At 69.7% G+C, this 20,559-nt stretch carries 21 protein-coding genes and 3 tRNA genes; 18 read left to right on the top strand and 6 right to left on the bottom strand.

Annotated elements, in window-relative coordinates; all coding sequences use genetic code 11:
- Window positions 1-133 precede the first annotated feature (133 nt).
- The 3 genes from AYL44_RS05010 (at window position 134) to AYL44_RS05000 (ending at window position 430) form a co-directional block, all read left to right on the top strand.
- Window positions 134-205: transfer RNA gene (locus tag AYL44_RS05010), tRNA-Gly, on the top strand.
- 55 nt (window positions 206-260) lie between these two features.
- Window positions 261-334: transfer RNA gene (locus AYL44_RS05005), tRNA-Cys, on the top strand.
- 24 nt (window positions 335-358) lie between these two features.
- Window positions 359-430, top strand: a tRNA-Val gene (locus AYL44_RS05000).
- A 90-nt stretch (window positions 431-520) separates the two neighbouring features.
- Here the strand turns inward: AYL44_RS05000 and AYL44_RS04995 are convergent.
- Entirely contained in the window at window positions 521-835 is a 315-nt protein-coding gene (locus tag AYL44_RS04995; RefSeq protein WP_064002112.1) for a hypothetical protein, read from the bottom strand.
- A gap of 136 nt (window positions 836-971) precedes the next feature.
- Between AYL44_RS04995 and AYL44_RS04990 the strand changes: the two genes are divergently transcribed.
- Window positions 972-1,322 carry a YnfA family protein gene (locus AYL44_RS04990; protein WP_064002111.1) on the top strand — a complete coding sequence of 117 codons (351 nt, stop codon included), beginning with the start codon at window positions 972-974 and terminating at the stop codon, window positions 1,320-1,322.
- Window positions 1,323-1,340: 18 nt separating this feature from the next.
- On the opposite strand, the gene AYL44_RS04985 is transcribed toward AYL44_RS04990, so the two are convergent.
- Window positions 1,341-2,384: an NAD(P)-dependent alcohol dehydrogenase gene (locus AYL44_RS04985; protein WP_064002110.1), complete on the bottom strand. Its 1,044-nt coding sequence runs from the start codon at window positions 2,382-2,384 to the stop codon at window positions 1,341-1,343.
- A 76-nt stretch (window positions 2,385-2,460) separates the two neighbouring features.
- Here AYL44_RS04985 and AYL44_RS04980 point away from each other — a divergent pair, with 76 nt between their 5' ends.
- Together AYL44_RS04980 and AYL44_RS04975 are read left to right on the top strand one after the other, a co-directional pair.
- A complete protein-coding gene (locus tag AYL44_RS04980) occupies window positions 2,461-2,973 on the top strand; it encodes a glycine cleavage system protein R (RefSeq protein WP_064002109.1) in 513 nt (170 codons plus the stop codon).
- Window position 2,974: 1 nt separating this feature from the next.
- On the top strand, window positions 2,975-3,631 hold the full coding sequence (locus AYL44_RS04975) for a DNA alkylation repair protein (protein ID WP_064002108.1): 657 nt from the start codon (window positions 2,975-2,977) through the stop codon (window positions 3,629-3,631).
- A gap of 2 nt (window positions 3,632-3,633) precedes the next feature.
- On the opposite strand, the gene AYL44_RS04970 is transcribed toward AYL44_RS04975, so the two are convergent.
- Window positions 3,634-4,800: an SLC13 family permease gene (locus AYL44_RS04970; RefSeq protein WP_064002107.1), complete on the bottom strand. Its 1,167-nt coding sequence runs from the start codon at window positions 4,798-4,800 to the stop codon at window positions 3,634-3,636.
- Between the two features lie 155 nt (window positions 4,801-4,955).
- On the opposite strand from AYL44_RS04970, the gene thrS reads away from it, so the two are divergent.
- Both thrS and AYL44_RS04960 read left to right on the top strand, forming a co-directional pair.
- Entirely contained in the window at window positions 4,956-6,965 is a 2,010-nt protein-coding gene (thrS, locus tag AYL44_RS04965) for a threonine--tRNA ligase (protein WP_064002106.1), read from the top strand.
- The gene (locus tag AYL44_RS04960) at window positions 6,962-7,513 is read left to right on the top strand and encodes an HIT family protein (protein ID WP_064002105.1); all 552 of its coding nucleotides are present in this window, start codon (window positions 6,962-6,964) and stop codon (window positions 7,511-7,513) included. Before thrS ends, AYL44_RS04960 begins: the two co-directional genes overlap by 4 nt.
- Before the next feature lie 21 nt (window positions 7,514-7,534).
- Here the strand turns inward: AYL44_RS04960 and pdxY are convergent, their stop codons facing one another.
- Both pdxY and AYL44_RS04950 read right to left on the bottom strand, forming a co-directional pair.
- Window positions 7,535-8,386, bottom strand: a complete 852-nt coding sequence (pdxY, locus tag AYL44_RS04955) for a pyridoxal kinase PdxY (RefSeq protein ID WP_064002104.1) — start codon at window positions 8,384-8,386, stop codon at window positions 7,535-7,537.
- The gene (locus tag AYL44_RS04950) at window positions 8,383-9,735 is read right to left on the bottom strand and encodes an aminotransferase class I/II-fold pyridoxal phosphate-dependent enzyme (RefSeq protein WP_064002103.1); all 1,353 of its coding nucleotides are present in this window, start codon (window positions 9,733-9,735) and stop codon (window positions 8,383-8,385) included. The genes pdxY and AYL44_RS04950 overlap by 4 nt, the downstream gene beginning before the upstream one ends.
- Before the next feature lie 39 nt (window positions 9,736-9,774).
- On the opposite strand from AYL44_RS04950, the gene pdxS reads away from it, so the two are divergent.
- From pdxS to AYL44_RS04900, 10 genes are all read left to right on the top strand, one after another.
- Window positions 9,775-10,665: a pyridoxal 5'-phosphate synthase lyase subunit PdxS gene (pdxS, locus tag AYL44_RS04945; RefSeq protein WP_064002102.1), complete on the top strand. Its 891-nt coding sequence runs from the start codon at window positions 9,775-9,777 to the stop codon at window positions 10,663-10,665.
- The gene (gene pdxT, locus AYL44_RS04940) at window positions 10,659-11,252 is read left to right on the top strand and encodes a pyridoxal 5'-phosphate synthase glutaminase subunit PdxT (protein WP_064002101.1); all 594 of its coding nucleotides are present in this window, start codon (window positions 10,659-10,661) and stop codon (window positions 11,250-11,252) included. The genes pdxS and pdxT overlap by 7 nt, the downstream gene beginning before the upstream one ends.
- A 58-nt stretch (window positions 11,253-11,310) precedes the next feature.
- Window positions 11,311-12,075, top strand: a complete 765-nt coding sequence (locus AYL44_RS04935; protein WP_064002100.1) for a YebC/PmpR family DNA-binding transcriptional regulator — start codon at window positions 11,311-11,313, stop codon at window positions 12,073-12,075.
- Window positions 12,076-12,128: 53 nt separating this feature from the next.
- Complete coding sequence (gene ruvC / locus AYL44_RS04930) at window positions 12,129-12,692, top strand: crossover junction endodeoxyribonuclease RuvC (RefSeq protein ID WP_064002099.1); 564 nt, start codon at window positions 12,129-12,131, stop codon at window positions 12,690-12,692.
- A gap of 61 nt (window positions 12,693-12,753) precedes the next feature.
- On the top strand, window positions 12,754-13,365 hold the full coding sequence (ruvA, locus tag AYL44_RS04925) for a Holliday junction branch migration protein RuvA (RefSeq protein WP_064002098.1): 612 nt from the start codon (window positions 12,754-12,756) through the stop codon (window positions 13,363-13,365).
- On the top strand, window positions 13,358-14,389 hold the full coding sequence (ruvB, locus tag AYL44_RS04920; RefSeq protein ID WP_064002097.1) for a Holliday junction branch migration DNA helicase RuvB: 1,032 nt from the start codon (window positions 13,358-13,360) through the stop codon (window positions 14,387-14,389). Before ruvA ends, ruvB begins: the two co-directional genes overlap by 8 nt.
- A 76-nt stretch (window positions 14,390-14,465) precedes the next feature.
- Window positions 14,466-14,915, top strand: coding sequence for a preprotein translocase subunit YajC (locus AYL44_RS04915; RefSeq protein WP_064002096.1), 450 nt, complete (start codon window positions 14,466-14,468; stop codon window positions 14,913-14,915).
- Between the two features lie 38 nt (window positions 14,916-14,953).
- Complete coding sequence (gene secD / locus AYL44_RS04910) at window positions 14,954-16,669, top strand: protein translocase subunit SecD (protein WP_064002095.1); 1,716 nt, start codon at window positions 14,954-14,956, stop codon at window positions 16,667-16,669.
- Window positions 16,669-17,658, top strand: coding sequence for a protein translocase subunit SecF (secF, locus tag AYL44_RS04905; RefSeq protein WP_064002094.1), 990 nt, complete (start codon window positions 16,669-16,671; stop codon window positions 17,656-17,658). Before secD ends, secF begins: the two co-directional genes overlap by 1 nt.
- A gap of 69 nt (window positions 17,659-17,727) precedes the next feature.
- A complete protein-coding gene (locus AYL44_RS04900) occupies window positions 17,728-19,995 on the top strand; it encodes a RelA/SpoT family protein (RefSeq protein WP_064002093.1) in 2,268 nt (755 codons plus the stop codon).
- Here AYL44_RS04900 and AYL44_RS04895 read toward each other — a convergent pair.
- Complete coding sequence (locus tag AYL44_RS04895) at window positions 19,974-20,543, bottom strand: type IV toxin-antitoxin system AbiEi family antitoxin (RefSeq protein ID WP_231872726.1); 570 nt, start codon at window positions 20,541-20,543, stop codon at window positions 19,974-19,976. The two genes, AYL44_RS04900 and AYL44_RS04895, sit on opposite strands and share 22 nt — an antisense overlap.
- Window positions 20,544-20,559 lie beyond the last annotated feature (16 nt).

The raw sequence follows: 20,559 nt of genomic DNA, 5'->3' as shown, positions 1-20,559 counted from the left end.
ATACCGGATCGGAAGGCTCGGACCGAACCGGCGCGGGGGTGCGGGGGATGACACGCGCGGGGCGTGCTCGGTTTTGCACTGGGCCCGGAATCGTCTAATGTTTAACGAGTGCCGGAGAGATCCGGAACGAAATGCGGATGTAGCGCAGTGGTAGCGCATCACCTTGCCAAGGTGAGGGTCGCGAGTTCGAATCTCGTCATCCGCTCGAGTGTGGGGATCTTCCTCCGGGGAGATCGCGTCACGTGGGTCAAACCACACACGGTGGCGTGGCCGAGTGGCTAGGCAGCGGCCTGCAAAGCCGTCCACACGGGTTCGAATCCCGTCGCCACCTCCACTCACAACTCAACAGCCTTCACAGGCGCGATTGGCGCAGCGGTAGCGCGCTTCCCTGACACGGAAGAGGTCACTGGTTCGATCCCAGTATCGCGCACAGACAAACCCCCGGTTCTCCGGGGGTTTTTTGTTGTGCGCGGGCGGCGCTGCGCGGGCCCGAGGCGCCCCGGACCCGCGCAGTGAGGGTTCAGCCGACGGCTGCGACCTGCTCCGTCTCGGGCAGCTCGTGAAGCCCGGCGGGGGAGTTCGCGGCAGCCATCAGGCGCTCGACCCACTCGTGGTTGAGCGGGATGCGGGTGTCGCCCCGTCGGCGGAAGGCGAGACTCGACGCCCGGTTCATCCACACGGTCGTGCGGCCGGTGCCTTCACCCGCGGCGCGCGACCACGTGAAGAGGAAGGCTTCGCCGCGGCGGAGCTTGGCGTAGATGACGGCTTCGATGTGCGCGAGAGTGCGATCGTCGATGTCGAATCGTGTGGTGCTGTTGTAAACGAGGAGTCCCATGGAACCGACCCTGGTCGAGGCGTACAGAAGGGCGGAGCTGCGGTCTCCACGGTCATCCTCTCACCCGCGCGGAGCATCTCCGCGCACCTGCCGGACGTGTCATACGGTCGTCACAGGTCGCTGAGACAATGCGGACATGACCACCGCCCGGATCATCGTCCTGTTCGTCCTCGCCGCCGTCGCCGAGATCGGCGGCGCCTGGCTGATCTGGCAGGCCGTGCGGGAGAACCGCGGATGGTGGTTCGCGCTGCTCGGCATCGTCGCCCTCGGCGCCTACGGCTTCGTCGCCGCCCTGCAGCCCGACGCTCATTTCGGACGGGTGCTCGCCGCGTACGGGGGAGTGTTCGTCGCCGGATCCTTGGCTTGGGGGATCGTCGTCGACGGGTTCCGCCCCACCGTGTGGGACTACGTGGGCTCCGGCGTCGCACTGGTCGGGGCCGCGATCATCATCTTCGCGCCGGTGGTGACCGACGCCGTCGACGGATGATCGCGGCCCCGCGGCCGGTCAGGGGACGATGACCGCGCGCCCCCGCACCTTGCCGGCCGCGAGCGACTCATAGGCCTTCGGGGCGTCGTCGAGGGAGTACCGCTGCACCTCGACCGACACCTGACCCGATCGTGCGAGGTCGAGCACCTCGATCAACTCACTGCGCGATCCCCAGTAGGGGATGCGGACGGCGGCGTCGTAGGCGATGGATCCGAAGCCGATCTGGGCCGTGCCCCCGCCGATCCCGACGATGGTCACGTCGGCGTCGACGGCCGCTGCTCCGACCGCGGTGGCGATGGTCGGGTCCGCGCCGACGAAGTCGAACACCGCATTCGCACCCAGGCCGCCGGTGAGGTCGCGGATGGCGTCGACCGCGTTCTCATCGCTCAGCACGGCGTGATGCGCGCCGACCTCGCGCGCGAGCGCCAGCTTCTCGTCGTTCACGTCCAACGCGATGACCGTCGTCGCCGACACGGCACGCAGGATCTGGATCGCGACGTGCCCGAGGCCGCCCGTCCCGATCACCACGGCGGTCGTGCCAGCGCCGAGCTTCGGCAGCGAGGTCTTGATCGCGTGATACGGGGTGAGCCCGGCATCCGTCAGGGAGACGTTCTTGACGGGGTCCAGATCGCCGAGCGGAACGAGGTGACGGGCGCTGTCGACGATCATGTACTCGGCCATCGATCCGGGTGCGCCGAGGCCGGGAGGCATGATCCCTTCGGATTGCGCGTTCGTGCAGTAGTTCTCCTTGCCCTGCGCGCAGTTGCGGCAGCGCCCGCATCCCCACGGACCGTACACCGCGACGGCGTCGCCGACCTGCAGGTGCTCGACGCCCTCGCCGAGCTCTTCGACGATGCCCGCCCCCTCGTGCCCGAGGGTCAACGGCAGAGGGTACCCCGCGGCGGTGTACTCCTCCTCGCTCAGCCCCATGACGAACTCGTCCGAGTGGCAGACGCCCGCCGCGGTGACCTTGAGCAGCACCTGCCCGGGTCCGGGCGTCGGCTTCTCGATCTCGACGACCTCGGGGTGTGAACCAATGCGCGTGTACTGGAGTGCCTTCATGCGCGGCACGCTACGCCGCATGCGTCTCGCGGCGCATGCCCCTGCGCCGCGGCATCCCGACCGATAGGATCCCGCCATGGCCCACCTCGTGCTCACTGTGGTCGGCGACGACCGTCCGGGACTCGTCAACGCCCTCGCCGAGCAGGTCTCGGCCGCGGGAGGCAACTGGGAGCGCAGCGAGCTCGCCGAGTTGGCCGGCGCCTTCGCCGGCATCGTGCTCGTCTCGATCGACGACGACCGTGAGGCCGACCTCGTCACGGCGCTCGAAGGACTTGATGGGATGCTGCGCGTCACCGTCCACGGCGGACACGTGGCCTCGGTGACCGAACCCGTCGAGCGCGCGATGGAGGTCACCGTCCTCGGCAACGACCGCCCCGGGATCGTGCGCGACGTGACGGCGGCGATCGCCGCCCATGCGCTCAGTATCGACACCTTCCGCAGTCGGACGCTCGACGCGCCGATGGCGGGCGGGACCCTCTTCGAGGCGACGGTCGCGTTCCGCGTGCCGGCCGGAGGGGATGCCGCGCCGGTGACGGCCGCGCTGGAGGAGCTCGCGGGCGAGATCCAGGTGGACCTCACCGTCGCTTGACGTGCACCGCGTCGACGTGATCCGCTCCCGCCTGCGGGCCGCAGCCGACCCGTCCCGCGCGGCCGGCCAGCAGGCGTACATGAAGTCCGACCTCCCGTTCCTGGGCGTGCGGGTGCCGGAGACGCGACGGATCGCGCGGGCGGCGGTCGCGGGGGAGACCGACCCCCTGCGCATCCTCGACGACGCGCGGGAGCTGTGGGATGCGGCATCCCATCGCGAGGAGCGGTACGCGGCCATGATGCTCCTGGCCGTGCCGCCCGCCCGCGCGGACCTGCGGATCGTGCCGCTCGTCGAGCACATGGTGCGGACAGGCCGCTGGTGGGATGTCACCGACGAGCTGAGCGGCCGCGTCCGCGAACTCCTCGACGAGCATCCCCGCGACGGAGACGCCCTCGTCCGCGGGTGGTGTGTGAGCGAGGAGCTGTGGCTGCGACGCCTCGCGATCCTCAGCCAGCTCGGTCGCCGCGAGCGGACGGACCTGCGCCTGCTGACCGACGCGCTCGAGCCGAACCTCCGCGACGGCGAGTTCTTCATCCGCAAGGCCATCGGCTGGGCGTTGCGCGACGCCGCCCGGGCGTACCCGGAGTGGGTGTCCGCCTACGTGGCCGCCCACGCGCTGAGTCCGCTCAGCCGTCGCGAGGCGCTGAAGCACCTCTGAGGTCAGCGCAGCAGCAGAGGGACGGTGGCCGCGGCGACGACGAGGGGAGCCGCGACGAGACCCCACAAGATGAAGCGACGCCACGGCAAGTGCACTCCCGCCGCCACGAGCCGCTGGTGCCAGAGGAGGGTGGCCAGCGACGCCCACGGCGTGATGAGCGGACCGGCGTTCACGCCGATCAGCAGGGCGGCCAGGCGCTCCGGCGTGTCCGCCGTCGATTCGAGCAGCAGATACGCGGGAAGGTTGTCGAGCGCATTCGCGGTCACGAGCGCCGTTCCCGACATCCGCAGCAGGTCGACCGGCGCCGACCCCGATCCGGCCACGGCCGTCGCCAGTTGCCCGGACCCCCACGCCTCGAGCGCGGCGACGGCTGAGAAGAGTCCGGCGGCGAACACGAGCAGCGACCACGGCACGAGCCGCAGCCCCAGCGCCTTCGGCGAGCGCCACGCGAACAGACCGATCAGGGCGAGCGCCGCCACCGTCGCGGGGATCCACGGCTCGATCCCGCTCACGAGCAGCGGCAGCAGGGCGAGGACGATGACGGATGCCGCGACGAGCTGCACCCGGTCGCTCACCTGGGGCGGCGGGGCCGCCGTGAACGAGCCGGCCAGCGAGCGCCGGTGGATGACCCACAGGAGGGCGACGGTCACGAGGACGGCGACGGCGGCGGACGGTCCGAGCAGGAGCACGAACGAGGCCGGATCGGCGGCCCCCGGCATCCGGGCCAGGGCGAGGAGGTTCGTGAGGTTCGACACCGGCAGCAGGAGCGACGCCGTGTTCGCCAGCCACACCGTCGCGAGGGCGAACGGCAGCGGCGGCAGCCCGTTCGCCCGCGCGACGGCGATCACGACGGGGGTGAGGAGGACGGCGGTGGTGTCGAGCGACAGGAACGCGGTGGTCACGATCGCGAGGGCCACGACGAGTGCCCAGAGCAGAGCGGTGCGTCCCCGGGACATCCGGGCCAGCCACGACGCGGTGACATCGAAGACCCCGGCCTTCGCCGCAAGCTCCGCGACGACGGTGACCGCCACGACGAAGGCGAGGATCGGGAGGACACGCTCGGCCACCACGCCGAGCTCGGAGAGGGGCAGGATGCCGGTGGCGACGGCGACGATCGCGCCCACGAGCAGGACGACCCCCGCGAGAGCGAGCTTCACGGCATCCATCATCGCCCTTCCCGGCGGCCCAGTAGACTCGCATGATGCAGAACAGCCGGGTGTCCCACCTCGCCGGCACGCGAACGCCGCGGGCCTGAGCGGGCGGAGCGCGTACAGCGCTCGAAGCTGAGTCACCGTGATCCGAGCCACCTTCTGGAGATCTCCCCTTGTCTGATCCGATCGCCCCGGCGGATGTCGCCCTTCCCGCCGACGGTTTCGCCCTGTTCCCCGACCGCTCCGTCGTCGCGCTCCGCATCCGCGGCGAGCTGAAGGACCTCGCGACGGTCGTCGACTCTCTCGACGGCGTCGAGCCGGTCACCGTGTCGAGTCCCGACGGGCTGAACATCCTGCGCCACTCGACGGCCCACATCCTCGCGCAGGCCGTGCAGCGCGTCCGCCCGCAGGCGAACCTCGGGATCGGGCCGCCGATCATCGACGGCTTCTACTACGACTTCGGCGTCGAGGAGCCCTTCACCCCGGAGGACCTCAAGGCCATCAAGAAGGAGATGGAGCGCATCGTCCGCGAAGGACAGCGTTTCGTCCGCCGCGTGGTCACCGATGACGAGGCCCGCGCAGAGCTCGCTCATGAGCCGTTCAAGCTCGAGCTGATCGGGCTGAAGGGCGGGTCGCAGGAGGCGGCCGAGGGCGCGTCCGTCGAGGTGGGCGCCGGCGAACTCACCATCTACGACAACGTCACCCGCGACGGTGAGACCGCGTGGAAGGATCTCTGCCGCGGCCCCCACGTGCCGAGCACGCGTGTCGCCGGCAACGGCTGGGACCTCACCCGCGTCGCCGGGGCCTACTGGCGCGGCAGCGAGAAGAACCCGCAGTTGCAGCGCATCTACGGCACCGCTTGGCCGTCCAAGGACGAGCTGCGCGCCTACCAGCACCGCCTCGAGGAGGCCGCCAAGCGCGACCACCGAAAGCTCGGCAAGGACCTCGACCTCTTCTCCTTCCCCGAGGAGATCGGGCCCGGCCTCTCGGTGTTCCACCCCAAGGGCGGGATCATCCGGTACGAGATCGAGCGCTACATGCGCGAGAGTCTCCTCGCCAACGGATACCAGGTCGTGAACACGCCTCACATCACCAAGGGCGACCTGTTCATGACGAGCGGTCACCTGCAGTGGTACGCCGACGGCATGTACCCCCCGATGGTGCTCGACGAGGTGGTGGATGCCGACGGCCACGTCTCGCGCGAGGGCCAGGAGTACTACCTCAAGCCCATGAACTGCCCGTTCCACAACTTGATCTTCCGCTCGCGCGGACGCAGCTACCGCGAACTGCCGCTGCGACTCAGCGAGTTCGGCTCGGTCTACCGCTACGAGAAGAGCGGCACGCTCGCCGGCCTTACCCGCGTGCGGGGGATGACACAGGACGACACCCACATCTACGTGACCTCCGACCAGGTCAAGGGCGAGCTCGAGCACAGTCTCGAGTTCGTGCTGAAGACCCTGCGCGACTACGGGCTGAACGACTTCTACCTCGAGCTCTCCACGAAGGAGGAGGGCAACCCCAAGTTCATCGGCGACGACAGCCTGTGGGACGAGGCGACGAAGACCCTGCGGGAGGTCGCCGAGGGTTCCGGTCTCGAGCTCGTGCCCGACCCGGGCGGCGCCGCGTTCTACGGCCCGAAGATCTCCGTCCAGGCGCGGGACGCGATCGGACGCACCTGGCAGATGTCGACGATCCAGCTCGACTTCAACCAGCCCGAGCGGTTCGAACTCGAGTACACCGGTCCCGACGGTGAGAAGCACCGTCCGGTCATGATCCACCGTGCGCTGTTCGGCTCGATCGAGCGCTTCTTCGCGATCCTCCTCGAGCACTACGCTGGGGCCTTCCCGGTGTGGCTCGCCCCGGTCCAGGTCGTCGGCATCCCGGTGGCCGAGGAGTACGGCCCGTACCTCGACGAGATCATCGCTCGTCTGCGCGCCGCGGGCGTCCGCGCCGAGGTCGATCACTCCGACGACCGCATGCCGAAGAAGATCCGCACCCACACGACCCAGAAGGTGCCGCTCCAGCTCATCGCGGGGGAGCAGGACCGTTCGGGGGGCACGGTGTCGTTCCGTTTCCGCGACGGGTCGCAGACCAACGGCATCCCGGTGGATGAGGCGATCGACAAGATCGTCGCAGCGATCTCGGGTCGTCTTCTCGTGAACACGGCCGAGGACCTCGTATGAGCGCCCCCGACGAGGGTCGGGTGGAACCGGCATCCGCTCTCGCGGGCGTCCCGGACGAGTTCCAGCGACTGTGGACCCCGCATCGGATGGCCTACATCCAGGCGGGACCGGAACCCCTCAAGCACGACTGCCCGTTCTGCGCCGCACCCGGCAAGTCGGACGAGGAGGGGCTCATCGTCGCCCGCGGCGAGACGGCGTACGTCCTGCTGAACCTGTTCCCGTACAACTCCGGTCACCTGCTCGTGTGCCCGTACCGCCACTTCGGCTCGTACGACGAGGCGACGCCCGAAGAGGTCGCCGAGATCGGCGCGCTGACCCAGGTGGCCATGCGGGTCCTGCGGAAGGTCGCGAACTGCGACGGCTTCAACCTCGGGATGAACCAGGGCGAGGTCGCCGGTGCGGGCGTCGCCGCGCACCTGCACCAGCACGTCGTCCCCCGCTGGGCGACGGACGCGAACTTTTTCCCGATCATCGCGAAGACGAAGGCGCTTCCCCAACTGCTCGGCGAGGTCCGTCAGTCGGTGGCGGACGGCTGGCCCGTCCTCTGACGAGTCAGCCGCCCGCGGCGGTCAGCGGACCTGGGTAACCTCGAACTGCATCCGCGGGTGGGCGTACGCCTCCTGCGACTCGACGAGCTGCAGTTCGCGAGTGCCCGCGTCGTAGGTGTTCTGCAGCAGGTCGAACACGCTCGAGGTGGTCTTCGCGAGCGCGTCTGCGGCATCCCCGGTCTCGCGGAAGTGGGCGGTGAAGAGGGCGGCGGTGACGTCGCCGGACCCGTTCGCCTTCATCGGGATGTGCGGGGTCCGGACGATCCACGCGCCGTCATCCGTCACGGCGAGCATCTCGATCGTCCCTTCGGGGCGGTCGGGCCGCTCGACGCTCGTCACGAGCACGGTCGACGGTCCCATCGCACGCGCCGCGTCGACGGAGGCGAGGGTCGACTCGAGATCGCCCGGGTCCGTGCCGGTGAGGAAGCCGAGCTCGAACTGGTTTGGCGTGATCAGGTCGGCGGCGGGGACGACCCGCTCGCGGAGGAGGACCGGGATGGCGGGGGCCACGAAGCATCCGCTCTTCGCATTCCCCATGACGGGGTCGCAGGCGTAGATCGCGTTCGGGTTGGCGGCCTTGACGCGCGCGACGGCGTCGAGGATGACGTCGCCGATCCCCTCGCCGCCCTGGTAGCCCGAGAGGACGGCGTCGATCTCGCCGAATGCACCGCGTTCCTCGATGCCGGTGATGACGTCGGCGACGTCCTGCGGGCTGATGAGCGGTCCGCGCCAGGCGCCGTATCCGGTGTGGTTCGAGAAGTTCACGGTGTAGACCGGGTAGACCTCGACGCCGATGCGCTGCAGCGGGAACACGGCGGCGGAGTTTCCGACGTGGCCGTACGCGACGGCGGACTGGATGGAGAGGATCTTCACGGGGCGGTACTCGCTTCCGGTGAGGGCGCGATGGCTCGCGCCGAGGCGGCGACGTCGGCGGCCAGGCGCGCGAGGTCGGTGTCGGACAGATCGTGGACGGTCAGGCGCAGACGGTGGGTCGCCTCGGGGTCGGCGAGGACGAACTCGTCGCCGGGGCGGGCGAGCCACCCGCGACGCATGAGCTGCTCGGCCACGGCGCGGGCGGGAGCGGGGACGCGCACCCACACGCTCAGGCCGTCGCCCGCCGCGGTGGGCAGGCCGAGTCGCGTGAGCTCCGCCGCGAAGCGGTCGTTGCGTGCCCGGTAGTGGCGCGCGGCGCGTTCGACCCCGGCCAGCACGGTGTCGTCGGAGACGAGCGCCAGCACGAGACGTTGCAGCAGGTGGCTCACCCACGTGGAGCCCGGGCTCAGTCGGCGGGCCAGGCGCTCGGCGGTCTCCGGGTCGCTCGCGGTGACGGCGAGGCACATGTCGGGCCCGAGGAACTTCGACACCGAGCGGATGAGGGCCCACCGCCGATGGTCGGGCCCGATGATCGAGTGGTACGGCTCACGGGAGAGCATCGAGAAGTGGTCGTCCTCGATCACGAGGACGTAGGGATGCTGCGCCAGCACGGCGCGCAGCTGCGTCGCCCGTTCGGCGGTCAGACTCACACCGGTGGGGTTCTGCGCGCGCGGGGTGCACACGATGGCGCGCACGCCGGCGTCGAGCGCGGCGCGCAGCCCGGCGACCGTCATCCCCTGGTCGTCGACCGGGATCGGGACCGGCCGGTAACCGCCGATCCGCACTGTGCGGAGGGCCGACAGGAAGCACGGGTCCTCGAGCCCGACGGCGTCGTCGCGGGTGAGGGCGTCGGCGAAGAGGCGCTCGAGCGCGTCGACCGCGCCGCCCGTGATGGTGAGCCGCAGCTCGGCGCGTTCGGGCAGATCCTTCGCGATCCACTGAGACGCCCACACCTCGAGGTCGGGGTCGATCGTCGGTTCGCCGTAGAGGACGGGCCGACCCGCGAGGGTCGACAGCGCATGCGAGGGGTCCGGGATGAGCGCGGGGTCGGGGTTCCCCGTCGCGATGTCGCGGAGGACCGTGTCCGCGGCGAAACCCTCCTGCGGCGGGTCGGAGCGCGGCGCGACGCGGGTGCCGGCGCGGCCGGCGGTCTCGACCGCTCCCGCGGCGGCGAGGAGGCGGTACGCGGCGACGACGGTGTTGCGGTTCACCCCGACGAGGTCGGCGAGCGCGCGGACGGAGGGGAGTGCGGCGCCGGGGGCGAGGTCGCCGCGGTCGATGAGGGCACGGATGCTGTCCGCGATCTCGGCGGCGGTCTCGCCGCCGATCGTCAGGACATCGTCTGCCATGGGACGAGTCTATGTCCGTGTCATGCTAACTTTTGGCCTATGCCAACGAACACGACTGGAACCGCGCGGGTGAAGCGCGGCCTCGCCGAGATGCTCAAGGGCGGCGTCATCATGGACGTCGTCACCGCCGACCAGGCCAAGATCGCCGAGGACGCCGGCGCCGTCGCCGTCATGGCGCTCGAGCGCGTGCCCGCCGACATCCGCGCCCAGGGCGGGGTCGCCCGCATGAGCGACCCCGACCTCATCGACGACATCATCGCGTCGGTCTCCATCCCGGTGATGGCCAAGGCGCGCATCGGGCACTTCGTCGAGGCGCAGGTGCTGCAGGAGCTCGGCGTCGACTACATCGACGAGTCCGAGGTGCTCTCACCCGCCGACTACGTGAACCACATCGACAAGTGGGACTTCACCGTGCCGTTCGTCTGCGGGGCGACGAACCTCGGCGAGGCCCTGCGACGCATCACCGAGGGTGCGGCCATGATCCGCTCGAAGGGTGAGGCCGGTACCGGCGACGTGTCCGAGGCGATGAAGCACATCCGCAGGATCCGGGGTGAGATCGCCGCCCTCGCTGCGCTGCCGAAGGACGAGCTCTACGTCGCGGCCAAGGAACTGCAGGCGCCCTACGAGCTCGTCGCCGAGGTCGCCGAGACCGGCACCTTGCCCGTCGTCCTCTTCGTCGCCGGCGGTGTCGCGACACCCGCGGACGCGGCCATGATGATGCAGCTCGGAGCCGACGGCGTCTTCGTGGGCTCGGGCATCTTCAAGAGCGGCAACCCCGCCGAACGTGCCGCGGCGATCGTCAAGGCGACGACGTTCCACGACGACGCGAAGGTCATCGCCGACGTCTCGCGTGGGCTTGGTGAGGCGATGGTCGGCATCAACGTCTCCGACCTCGCCGCACCGCACCGGCTCGCCGAGCGGGGATGGTGACCGCTCCGCGCGTCGGCGTCCTCGCCCTCCAGGGCGACGTCCGCGAACACACGCGCGTGCTCGCCGAGCTCGGCGCCGACGTCGTCCCGGTCCGGCGGCCGGAGGAGCTCGCGCAGGTGCAGGGGCTCGTGCTCCCCGGGGGTGAGTCGAGTGTCATCGACAAGCTCTCCCGCGCGTTCGGGATGCGAGAGCCCATCCGTTCCGCGATCGCGGAGGGGATGCCGGTGTACGGCACCTGTGCCGGCCTCATCCTCCTCGCTGATCGCCTCGCGGACGGGATCGCCGGGCAGCAGACGTTCGGCGGCCTGGACGTGACGGTGCGCCGGAACGCGTTCGGCGGCCAGGTCGAGTCGTTCGAGACCGAGCTCTCGGTGCCGGCGGTCGGCGAGCCGCCGGTGCGCGCGACCTTCATCCGCGCCCCCGTCGTCGAAGAGGTCGGACCGGCGGCCGAGGCGATCGCCGCCCTCCCCGACGGCAGGGTCGTGGGGGTGCGCCAGGGTGCGGTCATCGGCCTCTCCTTCCACCCGGAGCTCGATGCCGAGACGCGTTTCCACGAGTTGTTCCTTGCGAGCGTGCGCGACGCGTAGCGGCCCCGTGTCGGCACGGTCGTAGACTGGACCCCGCGCTTTTTCCGAGAGGAGTCCCGTGAGCGGACATTCCAAGTGGGCCACCACGAAGCACAAGAAGGCCGTCATCGACGCGCGTCGTGCGAAGTCGTGGGCGAAGCTCATCAAGAACATCGAGGTCGCCGCCAAGCTGGGTGGCGCCGACCTGCAGGGCAACCCGACCCTCTTCGACGCCGTCCTGAAGGCGAAGAAGACCTCGGTCCCGAAGGACAACATCGACCGCGCCATCAAGCGCGGCGCCGGCATCGGCGGCGAGTCGGTCGAGTACACCTCGATCATGTACGAGGCCTACGGACCCAACGGCGTGGCGCTCATGGTCGAGTGTCTGACCGACAACAAGAACCGTGCCGCCGCGGAGGTCCGCACGGCCCTCACCCGGAACGGCGGTACCCTCGCCGATCCGGGATCGGTCGCCTACAACTTCACGCGCAAGGGCGTCATCGTCGTCTCCGGTGAGGGGACGACCGAGGACGACCTCATGATGGCGGCTCTCGAAGCCGGTGCCGAGGAGATCGAGCCGCGGGCCGAGGGCTTCGAGGTCGTCACCGAGGCATCCGATCTCGTCTCGGTGCGCACCGCGCTCACCGACGCCGGCATCGAGTACGACTCGGCCGACGTCGAGTTCGTCCCGAACCTCAAGGTCGAGATCGACGCCGACACCGCGCGCAAGATCTTCCGCCTCATCGACGCCCTCGAGGACAGCGACGACGTGCAGAACGTCTATTCCAACTTCGACCTGACGCCCGAGGTCCAGGCCGAGCTCGAAACCGACGACGAGGACTGACTCCGCAGGCGCGCCGACGAGCGGATGCCGCACCTCCCGCCTAGCGTGGGGGAGTGGCATCCGCTCTTCGCGTCCTCGGCATCGATCCGGGACTCACCCGCTGCGGCGTGGGGGTCGTCGACGTGCGCGCCGATCGGTCGGCCACGCTCGTGCACGTCGGTGTCGTCCGTTCGGCGCCCGATGCGCCGATCGAGCAGCGGCTCGCGAGCATCGCGGGCGGCATCCGCGCGGTGATCGCCGATCACGGGCCGGACGTCGTGGCCGTCGAGCGGGTCTTCGCCCAGCAGAACCGCAGCACCGTCATGGGGACGGCGCAGGCCAGCGGCATCGCGCTGCTGCTCGCCGCCGAGCACGGGCTGCCCGCCGCGACGCACACGCCGTCCGAGGTCAAGGCCGCCATCACGGGGTACGGCAACGCCGAGAAGCTGCAGGTGCAGACGATGGTCGCGCGGGTGCTGCGCCTCGACGCGCTCCCGCAGCCCGCCGACGCCGCCGACGCGCTTGCCCTCGCGCTCTGCCACGCGTGGCGTCGCGGTCCGGCCGCTGGAGGCGCCGCCGCGGAACTCACCCCGGCCCAGCGTGCGTGGGCCGCCGCCGAGAAGGCGACGCGACGCTGAGACCGCACGGCGCAGGTGTGTCGCTCGAACATAGGTCCGAAGGCTCGCCTAGGCTCGGATCATGATCTCCTCGCTGCGCGGCCGTGTGCTGCACCTCGAACCCGACTCGGTCGTCATCGACGTGCACGGGGTCGGTTACGCGGTCGCCGTCACGGCTCAGCACGCGCGGCAGCTCCACCTCGGCGACGAGGTCTTCGTGCACACCTCGATGATCGTCCGCGAGGACGCCATGCTGCTGTTCGGCTTCGAGGACCGTTCCGAACTGGACGTGTTCGGCCATCTGCTCAGCGTCTCGGGTGTCGGACCGAAGTCCGCGCTCGGGGTGCTCTCGGCCCTCACGGTCGATCAGATCGCGACCGCGGTCGCCGATGAGGACGATGCGCCCTTCCGCCGCGTCTCGGGCATCGGCCCGAAGACCGCCAAGCTGATCGTCGTGCAGCTCGCCGGCAAGCTCACCGCGCCGGCCCGGACGACGCCCGGCGTCCCCGCCGCGCAGGGTCTCGGCGTGCAACTGGCGGCGGCGCTCGTCGCGCTGGGGTGGAGCGAGCGCGTCGCGACGGAGACCGCCGAGAACGTCCTGGCCGAGGCGCCCGCGGGCGCCACCGTCCCGGCGCTGCTCAAGCTCGCCCTCGCCCATCTCGGTCCCGCACGAGCGGAGCGCACCGGTGTCTGAGGCCCGCGACCAGCGCCTTCCCGAGGACGAGGGCGAACTCGCCGTCGAAGGCGCGCTGCGCCCGGGGTCGCTCGCCGAGTTCGTCGGTCAGATGAAGGTGCGCGGGCAGCTGCAGTTGCTGTTGGATGCCGCCCGCATCCAGCAGCGTCCGGCCGACCACATCCTGCTGTCGGGCCCTCCGGGGCTCGGCAAGACCACCCTCGCGATGATCGTCGCGCACGAGAGCGAGCGTCCTCTGCGGATGTCGAGCGGTCCCGCGATCCAGCACGCCGGAGATCTCGCCGCCCTGCTGTCGAGCCTGGTGCCCGGCGAGGTCCTCTTCATCGACGAGATCCACCGGATGGCGCGCTCGGCCGAGGAGATGCTGTACCTCGCGATGGAGGACTTCCGGGTCGACATCATGGTCGGCAAGGGGGCCGGGGCCACCAGCATCCCGCTCGATCTCGCTCCCTTCACCCTCGTCGGCGCGACGACGCGGTCGGGAATGCTGCCGAACCCGCTGCGCGACCGGTTCGGCTTCACCGCCCACCTCGAGTACTATGAGCCGATCGAGCTCGAGCAGGTCATCGCCCGTTCGGCGGTGATGCTCGACGTCGACCTGCCGGCGGCATCCCGCGCCGAGATCGCGCGTCGGTCGCGCGGCACACCCCGCATCGCGAATCGGCTGCTGCGCCGGGTGCGGGACTACGTCGTGGTCCACGGCGGCTCCTCGACGCAGGCGACGACGGCGGACGTGTCCGCCGCGCTCGACCTGTACGACGTCGACGATCTGGGGCTCGACCGGCTCGACCGAGCCGTCCTCGACGCCCTCGTACGCCGCTTCCGCGGCGGTCCCGTGGGGCTCAACACCCTCGCGGTGACGGTGGGGGAGGAGGCCGACACCATCGAATCGGTCGTCGAGCCCTACCTCGTGCGCATCGGCTTCATGGGGCGCACCCCCCGCGGGCGCGTCGCGACCCCCGAGGCGTACGCGCACCTGGGCATCCTCCGCCACGACGGGGCGCTGACCCTCGATGACCTATAATCGCTGAAGGCTTCGGCCTCCCACCCTCTTCGCCGCATCGCTGCGGCGTGCCCACCCGAAAGGCGGACACCCGTTCATGTTGCTTCTCTCCCAGCAGAACACCACGCAGGCCACCGGAGGCAACTTCTTCACGGACTACGGCCTGCTCATCCTGCTGGCGGGTCTGCTCGTCTTCATGTTCATCAGCTCGCGTCGTCGCACGAAGCGGATGAAGGAGGAGCAGGAGAAGAAGGCCCTGCAGATGGTGCCCGGCGTGAAGGTGCTGCTCCAGGGCGGCCTCTACGGGACGATCGTCGAGTACGACCCGACCGACCTCTCGAAGCCTGCCCACGTCGAGCTCGCCCCGGGCATGGTCGTCGAGGTCCACAGCCAGGCGATCCTGCGCGCCGTCGAGGAGGAGGAGCCCGTCGTCGATGAGACCGAGCAGGTCCCCGGTGACGACGTGATCGTCTCCCGCGACGAGACCGATGCGGAGATCCGTCCCGTCGACGGTACGCCCGACGCGGACGACAAGCCCAAGGCCTGACCTCCCCGCTCCGGCGGCCCCTCACGAAAGTTCCCTCCGTGGCTTCATCCACTCCCGTCCGCCGCGCGTGGCGCGCTCTGATCGGACTCCTGGCCCTGACGGCCGTCCTCTTCGGTGTGAACGCCGCGGGCGTCTACCTGTTCGAGCGGAGCTCGTGGGTTCCCGAGCTCGCCCTCGACCTGCAGGGCGGCACGCAGATCATCCTGCAGGCGCAGACGGAGGAGGGGGCGCAGCCCACCGCCGACCAGATGCAGCAGGCGGTCTCGATCATCCGCCAGCGCGTGGATGCCTCGGGTGTCGGTGAGACCGACATCACCACGCAGGCGGGCAACCAGATCGTCGTCCAGCTCCCGGGCATCGCCGACGAGGAGACCCGCGACCGCATCGGCCGTTCGGCGCAGATGCAGCTGCGCGCGGTGCTCTACACCGCCGCTCCGACGAACACCTTCATCGGCGACGACGGCAAGGAGACGCCCTACCCGACCCCGGGCCCCTCGCTGAACGCGACGCCCACCCCGTCGCCGACCAACGGCAGCGACCTGTCGTGGGCGACAGAGGAGGTCCAGGCCGAGTTCCTCGCCTACGACTGCGCGAACCCCGCGAACGACGCCGCACAGGAGCCCGCCGACCAGCCGCTCATCACGTGCGACGCCGACGGGTCGGCGAAGTACCTGCTCGGACCGGTCGAACTCGACGGTTCGGCCATCTCGGACGCGACGAACGGCCTCAACTCGCAGAACGGTCAGTGGGCCGTCAACATCGTCTTCGACAGCGCCGGGACGAAGACCTTCGGCGAGATCAGCCAGCGTCTGTTCAACCTGCAGCCGCCGCAGAACCAGTTCGCCTTCGTGCTCGACGGCGAGGTCATCTCCGCCCCGTCGATGAACGCGGTCATCACCGACGGCAAGCCGCAGATCACCGGCAACTTCGACCAGGAGACCTCGAAGACCCTCGCCGATCAGCTCAAGTACGGTGCCCTGCCGCTGAGCTTCGAGGTGCAGAGTAGCAACGCGATCTCGGCGACGCTCGGTTCCCAGCAGCTGCTGATCGGCCTCGTCGCGGGCCTCATCGGCCTCGCCCTCGTCGCGGTCTACTCGCTCGTGGTCTACCGCGCGCTCGGTTCGGTCATCATCGCCTCGCTCGCCGTGATGGGCATTCTGACCTACATCACGCTCTGCATCCTCGCCTGGCGCATGGGCTTCCGCCTCTCGCTGGCCGGTGTCGCGGGCCTCATCGTGACGATCGGCTTCACCGCCGACTCGTTCATCGTCTACTTCGAGCGCATCCGAGACGAACTCCGCGACGGCAAATCGATCACGAGTGCGGTGGAGGACGGCTGGGCACGCGCCAAGCGGACGATCTACATCTCGAAGTCGATCAACATCCTCGCCGCCGTGGTGCTCTACATCCTCGCCGACGCGACCGTGAAGGGCTTCGCCTTCACGCTGGGTCTCACGACCGTCATCGACGTGCTCATCTTCGTGCTCTTCACCCACCCGGTGCTGCAGCTGCTCGCGCGCACGTCGTTCTTCGGGGGTGGGCACAAGCTGTCCGGGCTCGACCCGACCGCGCTCGGCGCGGTGTACCGCGGCCGTGCGCAGTTCCGCGCCCCGGTGGCCGCCGGCGGCAAGTCGCAATCCGAGAAGCGGTCGTCGAGGTCCCGCAGTGAGGCGGTCCGCCGCCAGACGATCGCCGAGCGCAAGCTCGCGCAGCAGAGCGGCGATACCCGCTCCGCAGGGGAGGGGGACGACTGATGCGCTCCATGAACGATTTCGGTAACGACCTGTACACGGGGAAGGTCTCCTTCCCGTTCGTCGGCCGTCGCCGGTTGTGGTTCCTCATCGCCGCGATCCTCGTGATCGGTTCGGCGCTGGTCCCCGTCTTCCGCCCCATCCAGTTCTCGATCGAGTTCACGGGCGGCTCGCAGTTCACCGTCAACGACGTGGCATCCCCGGATCAGTTGCGTGCGACCGACGCGGTGCAGTCCGTCGTCCCGGATGCCGCGACCCGCGTCACGACGGTCGGCGACGACAGCCTCCGCATCCAGACCGACCAGCTCGGCGAGCTCGAGACGCGTGAAGTGACCTCCGCCCTCGTGGAGGCGTTCGACGTCCCGGATGACAGCGTGAGCTCGTCCTTCATCGGTCCGAGCTGGGGTGAGAGCGTCACCCGGCAGTCGCTGTGGGGTCTGGCGATCTTCCTCGTGCTGACGTTCCTGATCCTGGCGCTGTACTTCCGCACGTGGAAGATGTCCGTCGCGGCGATGATCGGTCTCGTCGACGTGCTCGTCGTGACGGTCGGGGTGTACGCCCTGTTCGGGTTCGAGATCTCCCCGGCGGCCGTCATCGGCTTCCTCACGATCCTGTCGTACTCGCTGTATGACACGACGGTCGTGTTCGACAAGATCCGCGAGAACACGTTCGAAGACGGGGAGAAGTCCGGGAGGACGTTCGGCGAGTCGGTCAACCTCGCGGTGAACCAGACGCTCGTCCGCTCGATCAACACGACCGTCGTGGCAGTGCTGCCGACGGGAGCGATCCTCTTCATCGGCGCCCTGTGGCTCGGTGCGCAGACGCTCACCGACATCTCGCTCTCGATCTTCGTCGGAACGATCGTCGCGGCCTACTCCACGCTGTTTGTCGCGGCCCCGCTGTACTCGCTGCTGCGCGAGAACGAGTCCGACCTCAAGGCGCGGGATCAGCGCGTCATCGAGGCTCGTTCGGCCGCCGTCGCCGCGGTCTGACCCGGATGCGCGCGGGCGTAGGATTGTCCTCCAGTTCCACGCGCGTGCGGACAGACGGGAGGCGATCGCATGGCTGAAGCGGTCACCCCGACAGGAACCGCGACCGGGGGCCAGTCGCTGCGCCGGCTCGTACCGCGCATCTTCTCCCGCGCCCCCTCGCGGGACGCGCTCGAGGAGCTCATGCGCACGGTGCGCATGCACCACCCCAAGGGCGACATCGCGATCGTGGAGCGGGCCTACCGCACCGCCGCGAAGGCGCACGCGTCGCAGAAGCGTCAGAGCGGCGAGCCGTACATCACGCACCCCCTCGCCGTCGCGCAGATCCTCGCCGAGCTCGGCCTCGGTCCCCGCGCCATCGCGGCGGCGCTCCTGCACGACACGGTCGAGGACACCGACTACTCGCTCGACCAGTTGACGGCGGATTTCGGCGACGAGGTCGCGATGCTCGTGGACGGCGTCACGAAGCTCGACAAGGTCAAGTACGGCGATGCGGCACAGGCCGAGACCGTGCGGAAGATGATCGTCGCGATGTCGAAGGACATCCGCGTGCTCCTCATCAAGCTCGCCGACCGCCTTCACAATGCGCGCACGTGGGGCTTCGTTCCGCCCGAGAAGGCGGCCAAGAAGGCCCGCGAGACCCTCGAGATCTACGCGCCGCTGGCGCATCGCCTCGGCATCCAGACCGCGAAGAGCGAACTCGAGGACCTCTCGTTCGCGGTCCTGCACCCGAAGCTCTACGCCGAGATCGACTCGCTGGTCAAGCAGCGCACGCCGCAGCGCGAGCAGTACGTGCACACGGTCATCGACGCCGTGGAGACGGACCTACGCGATCTCCGTATCCGCGGTCGTGTCATGGGGCGGCCGAAGCAGCTCTACTCCGTGTACCAGAAGATGGTGGTCCGCGGTCGCGAGTTCGACGACATCTACGACCTCATCGGCATCCGGATCATGGTGAACACCGTCCGCGACTGCTACGCCGTGCTCGGCGCGATCCACGCGCGGTGGACCCCCATCCCCGGGCGGTTCAAGGACTACATCGCCACGCCGAAGTTCAACCTCTACCAGTCCCTGCACACGACCGTGATCGGTCCCGGCGGGCGCACGGTCGAGATCCAGATCCGCACCCACGAGATGCACCAGCAGGCCGAGTACGGTGTGGCGGCGCACTGGAAGTACAAGGAGCAGATCGCCGGCGGCAAGGCCGACTCCAAGGCCATCGACCAGGACATGGCCTGGCTGGCGCACATCTCGGACTGGCAGGCCGAGACGGCCGATCCGGGGGAGTTCCTCGACTCGCTCCGGTTCGAGATCGGTGCGAAGGAGGTCTACGTCTTCACGCCGAAGGGACGAGTCATCGGTCTTCCGGCCGGGGCGACCCCCGTCGACTTCGCGTACGCCGTCCACACCGAGATCGGCCACCGCACTATGGGCGCGAAGGTCAACGGCCGCCTCGTGCCGCTCGAGTCCGAACTCCACTCCGGCGACGTCGTCGAGGTGTTCACCTCGAAGAACCCGGATGCCGGGCCGAGCCAGGACTGGCTGGCGTTCGTCAAGAGCACCCGGGCGCGCAACAAGATCCGCGGCTGGTTCACGAAGGAGCGCCGCGACGAGGCCGTCGAGCAGGGCAAGGACGCGATCGCCCGTGCGATGCGCCGCCAGAACCTGCCGCTGCAGCGTCTGATGAGCCAGGATTCCTTCACCGCGGTGGCCCACCAGTTGCGCTACGAGGACGTCACCGCCCTCTACGCCGCGGTCGGCGAAGGACACGTCTCGACGCAGTCCGTGATCGAGAAGGTCACCGCGCTCGTGCGTTCGGAGGAGGAGGACACCTCCACCGGACCGATCGACCTTCCCGCCGTGGGACGGTCGAAGGCGCCGCGCGGCGGCGACTCCGGCGTGCTGGTGCGGGGTGCTCCCGACATCCTCGTGAAGCTCGCAAAGTGCTGCACGCCGGTGCCGGGAGACGAGATCGTCGGGTTCGTCACGCGTGGCAGCGGGGTCTCGGTCCACCGCGCGGACTGCACGAACGCGGCCGCGCTGCGCGACCAGCCCGATCGGCTGATCGAGGTGTCGTGGGCGCCGACGTCGAAGAGCGTGTTCCTCGTGCACATCCAGGTCGAGGCGCTCGACCGGTCGGGCCTGCTGAGCGACATCACGCGGGTGCTCAGCGAGCACCACGTGAACATCCTCTCGGCATCCGTTCAGACGACCAACGACCGCCTCGCCCTCAGCCGCTACGTCTTCGAGATGGGTGACACGGTGCACCTCGACCGCGTGCTGAACGCCGTCCGCCGGATCGACGCCGTGTACGACGTCTACCGGGTCACCTCGTCCTGACGCCGCCGGAGTTCGGCGGCAGCCGCCCGTTTGTGGTGGACCGGTCCGGCGGTCTCGATCCAGCTGAGCGCATCCGCGAGGAGCTCCGGGCGCCACGCCAAGACGTCGTCGACCAGCTGTGACGGCCCCGCGCCGACGACGGCGTCTCGGACGAGGTCGACGAGGGTGCGCACCGGCGTCGTCACAGCCACGCCGCTGATCGTCTCGACGTCGGAGGCGGGGAGTGCCACGTCGCGGAAGCGGATGCGGGTGTCGACGGGGACGGCGGCCCGCGTCCGGCCGGCACGCTGCAGGGTCTGGATGAGGGGCGGTTCGGGGATCGCCCCGTGCACCCACGCCGCGCTCGCGTGCGTGACGGCCCGGTGGACCCCGGCGACGCCGCGGAACGAGGCCGCGCGCAGTTCGCGCGTCTCGACGGCGTCGGCGGGCATGAACGCCTCGCCGATCTCGACGAGGTCTCCGTCCAGGCGGGCCGCGGTCAACTCGGCGGTCGACAGGCGGTCATCGGTGAAGTAGAGGAACGGCCACATGAGGGCAGTCTGCGACACCGCGCCGAGACGACGA

Origin of the sequence: Microbacterium oleivorans (assembly GCF_001644225.1) — a bacterium.
In the GTDB taxonomy this organism is placed as follows: domain Bacteria; phylum Actinomycetota; class Actinomycetes; order Actinomycetales; family Microbacteriaceae; genus Microbacterium; species Microbacterium gawkjiense.
Note: the sequence above shows the minus strand (reverse complement) of the source record. Positions and strands in the feature narration are given on the sequence as shown.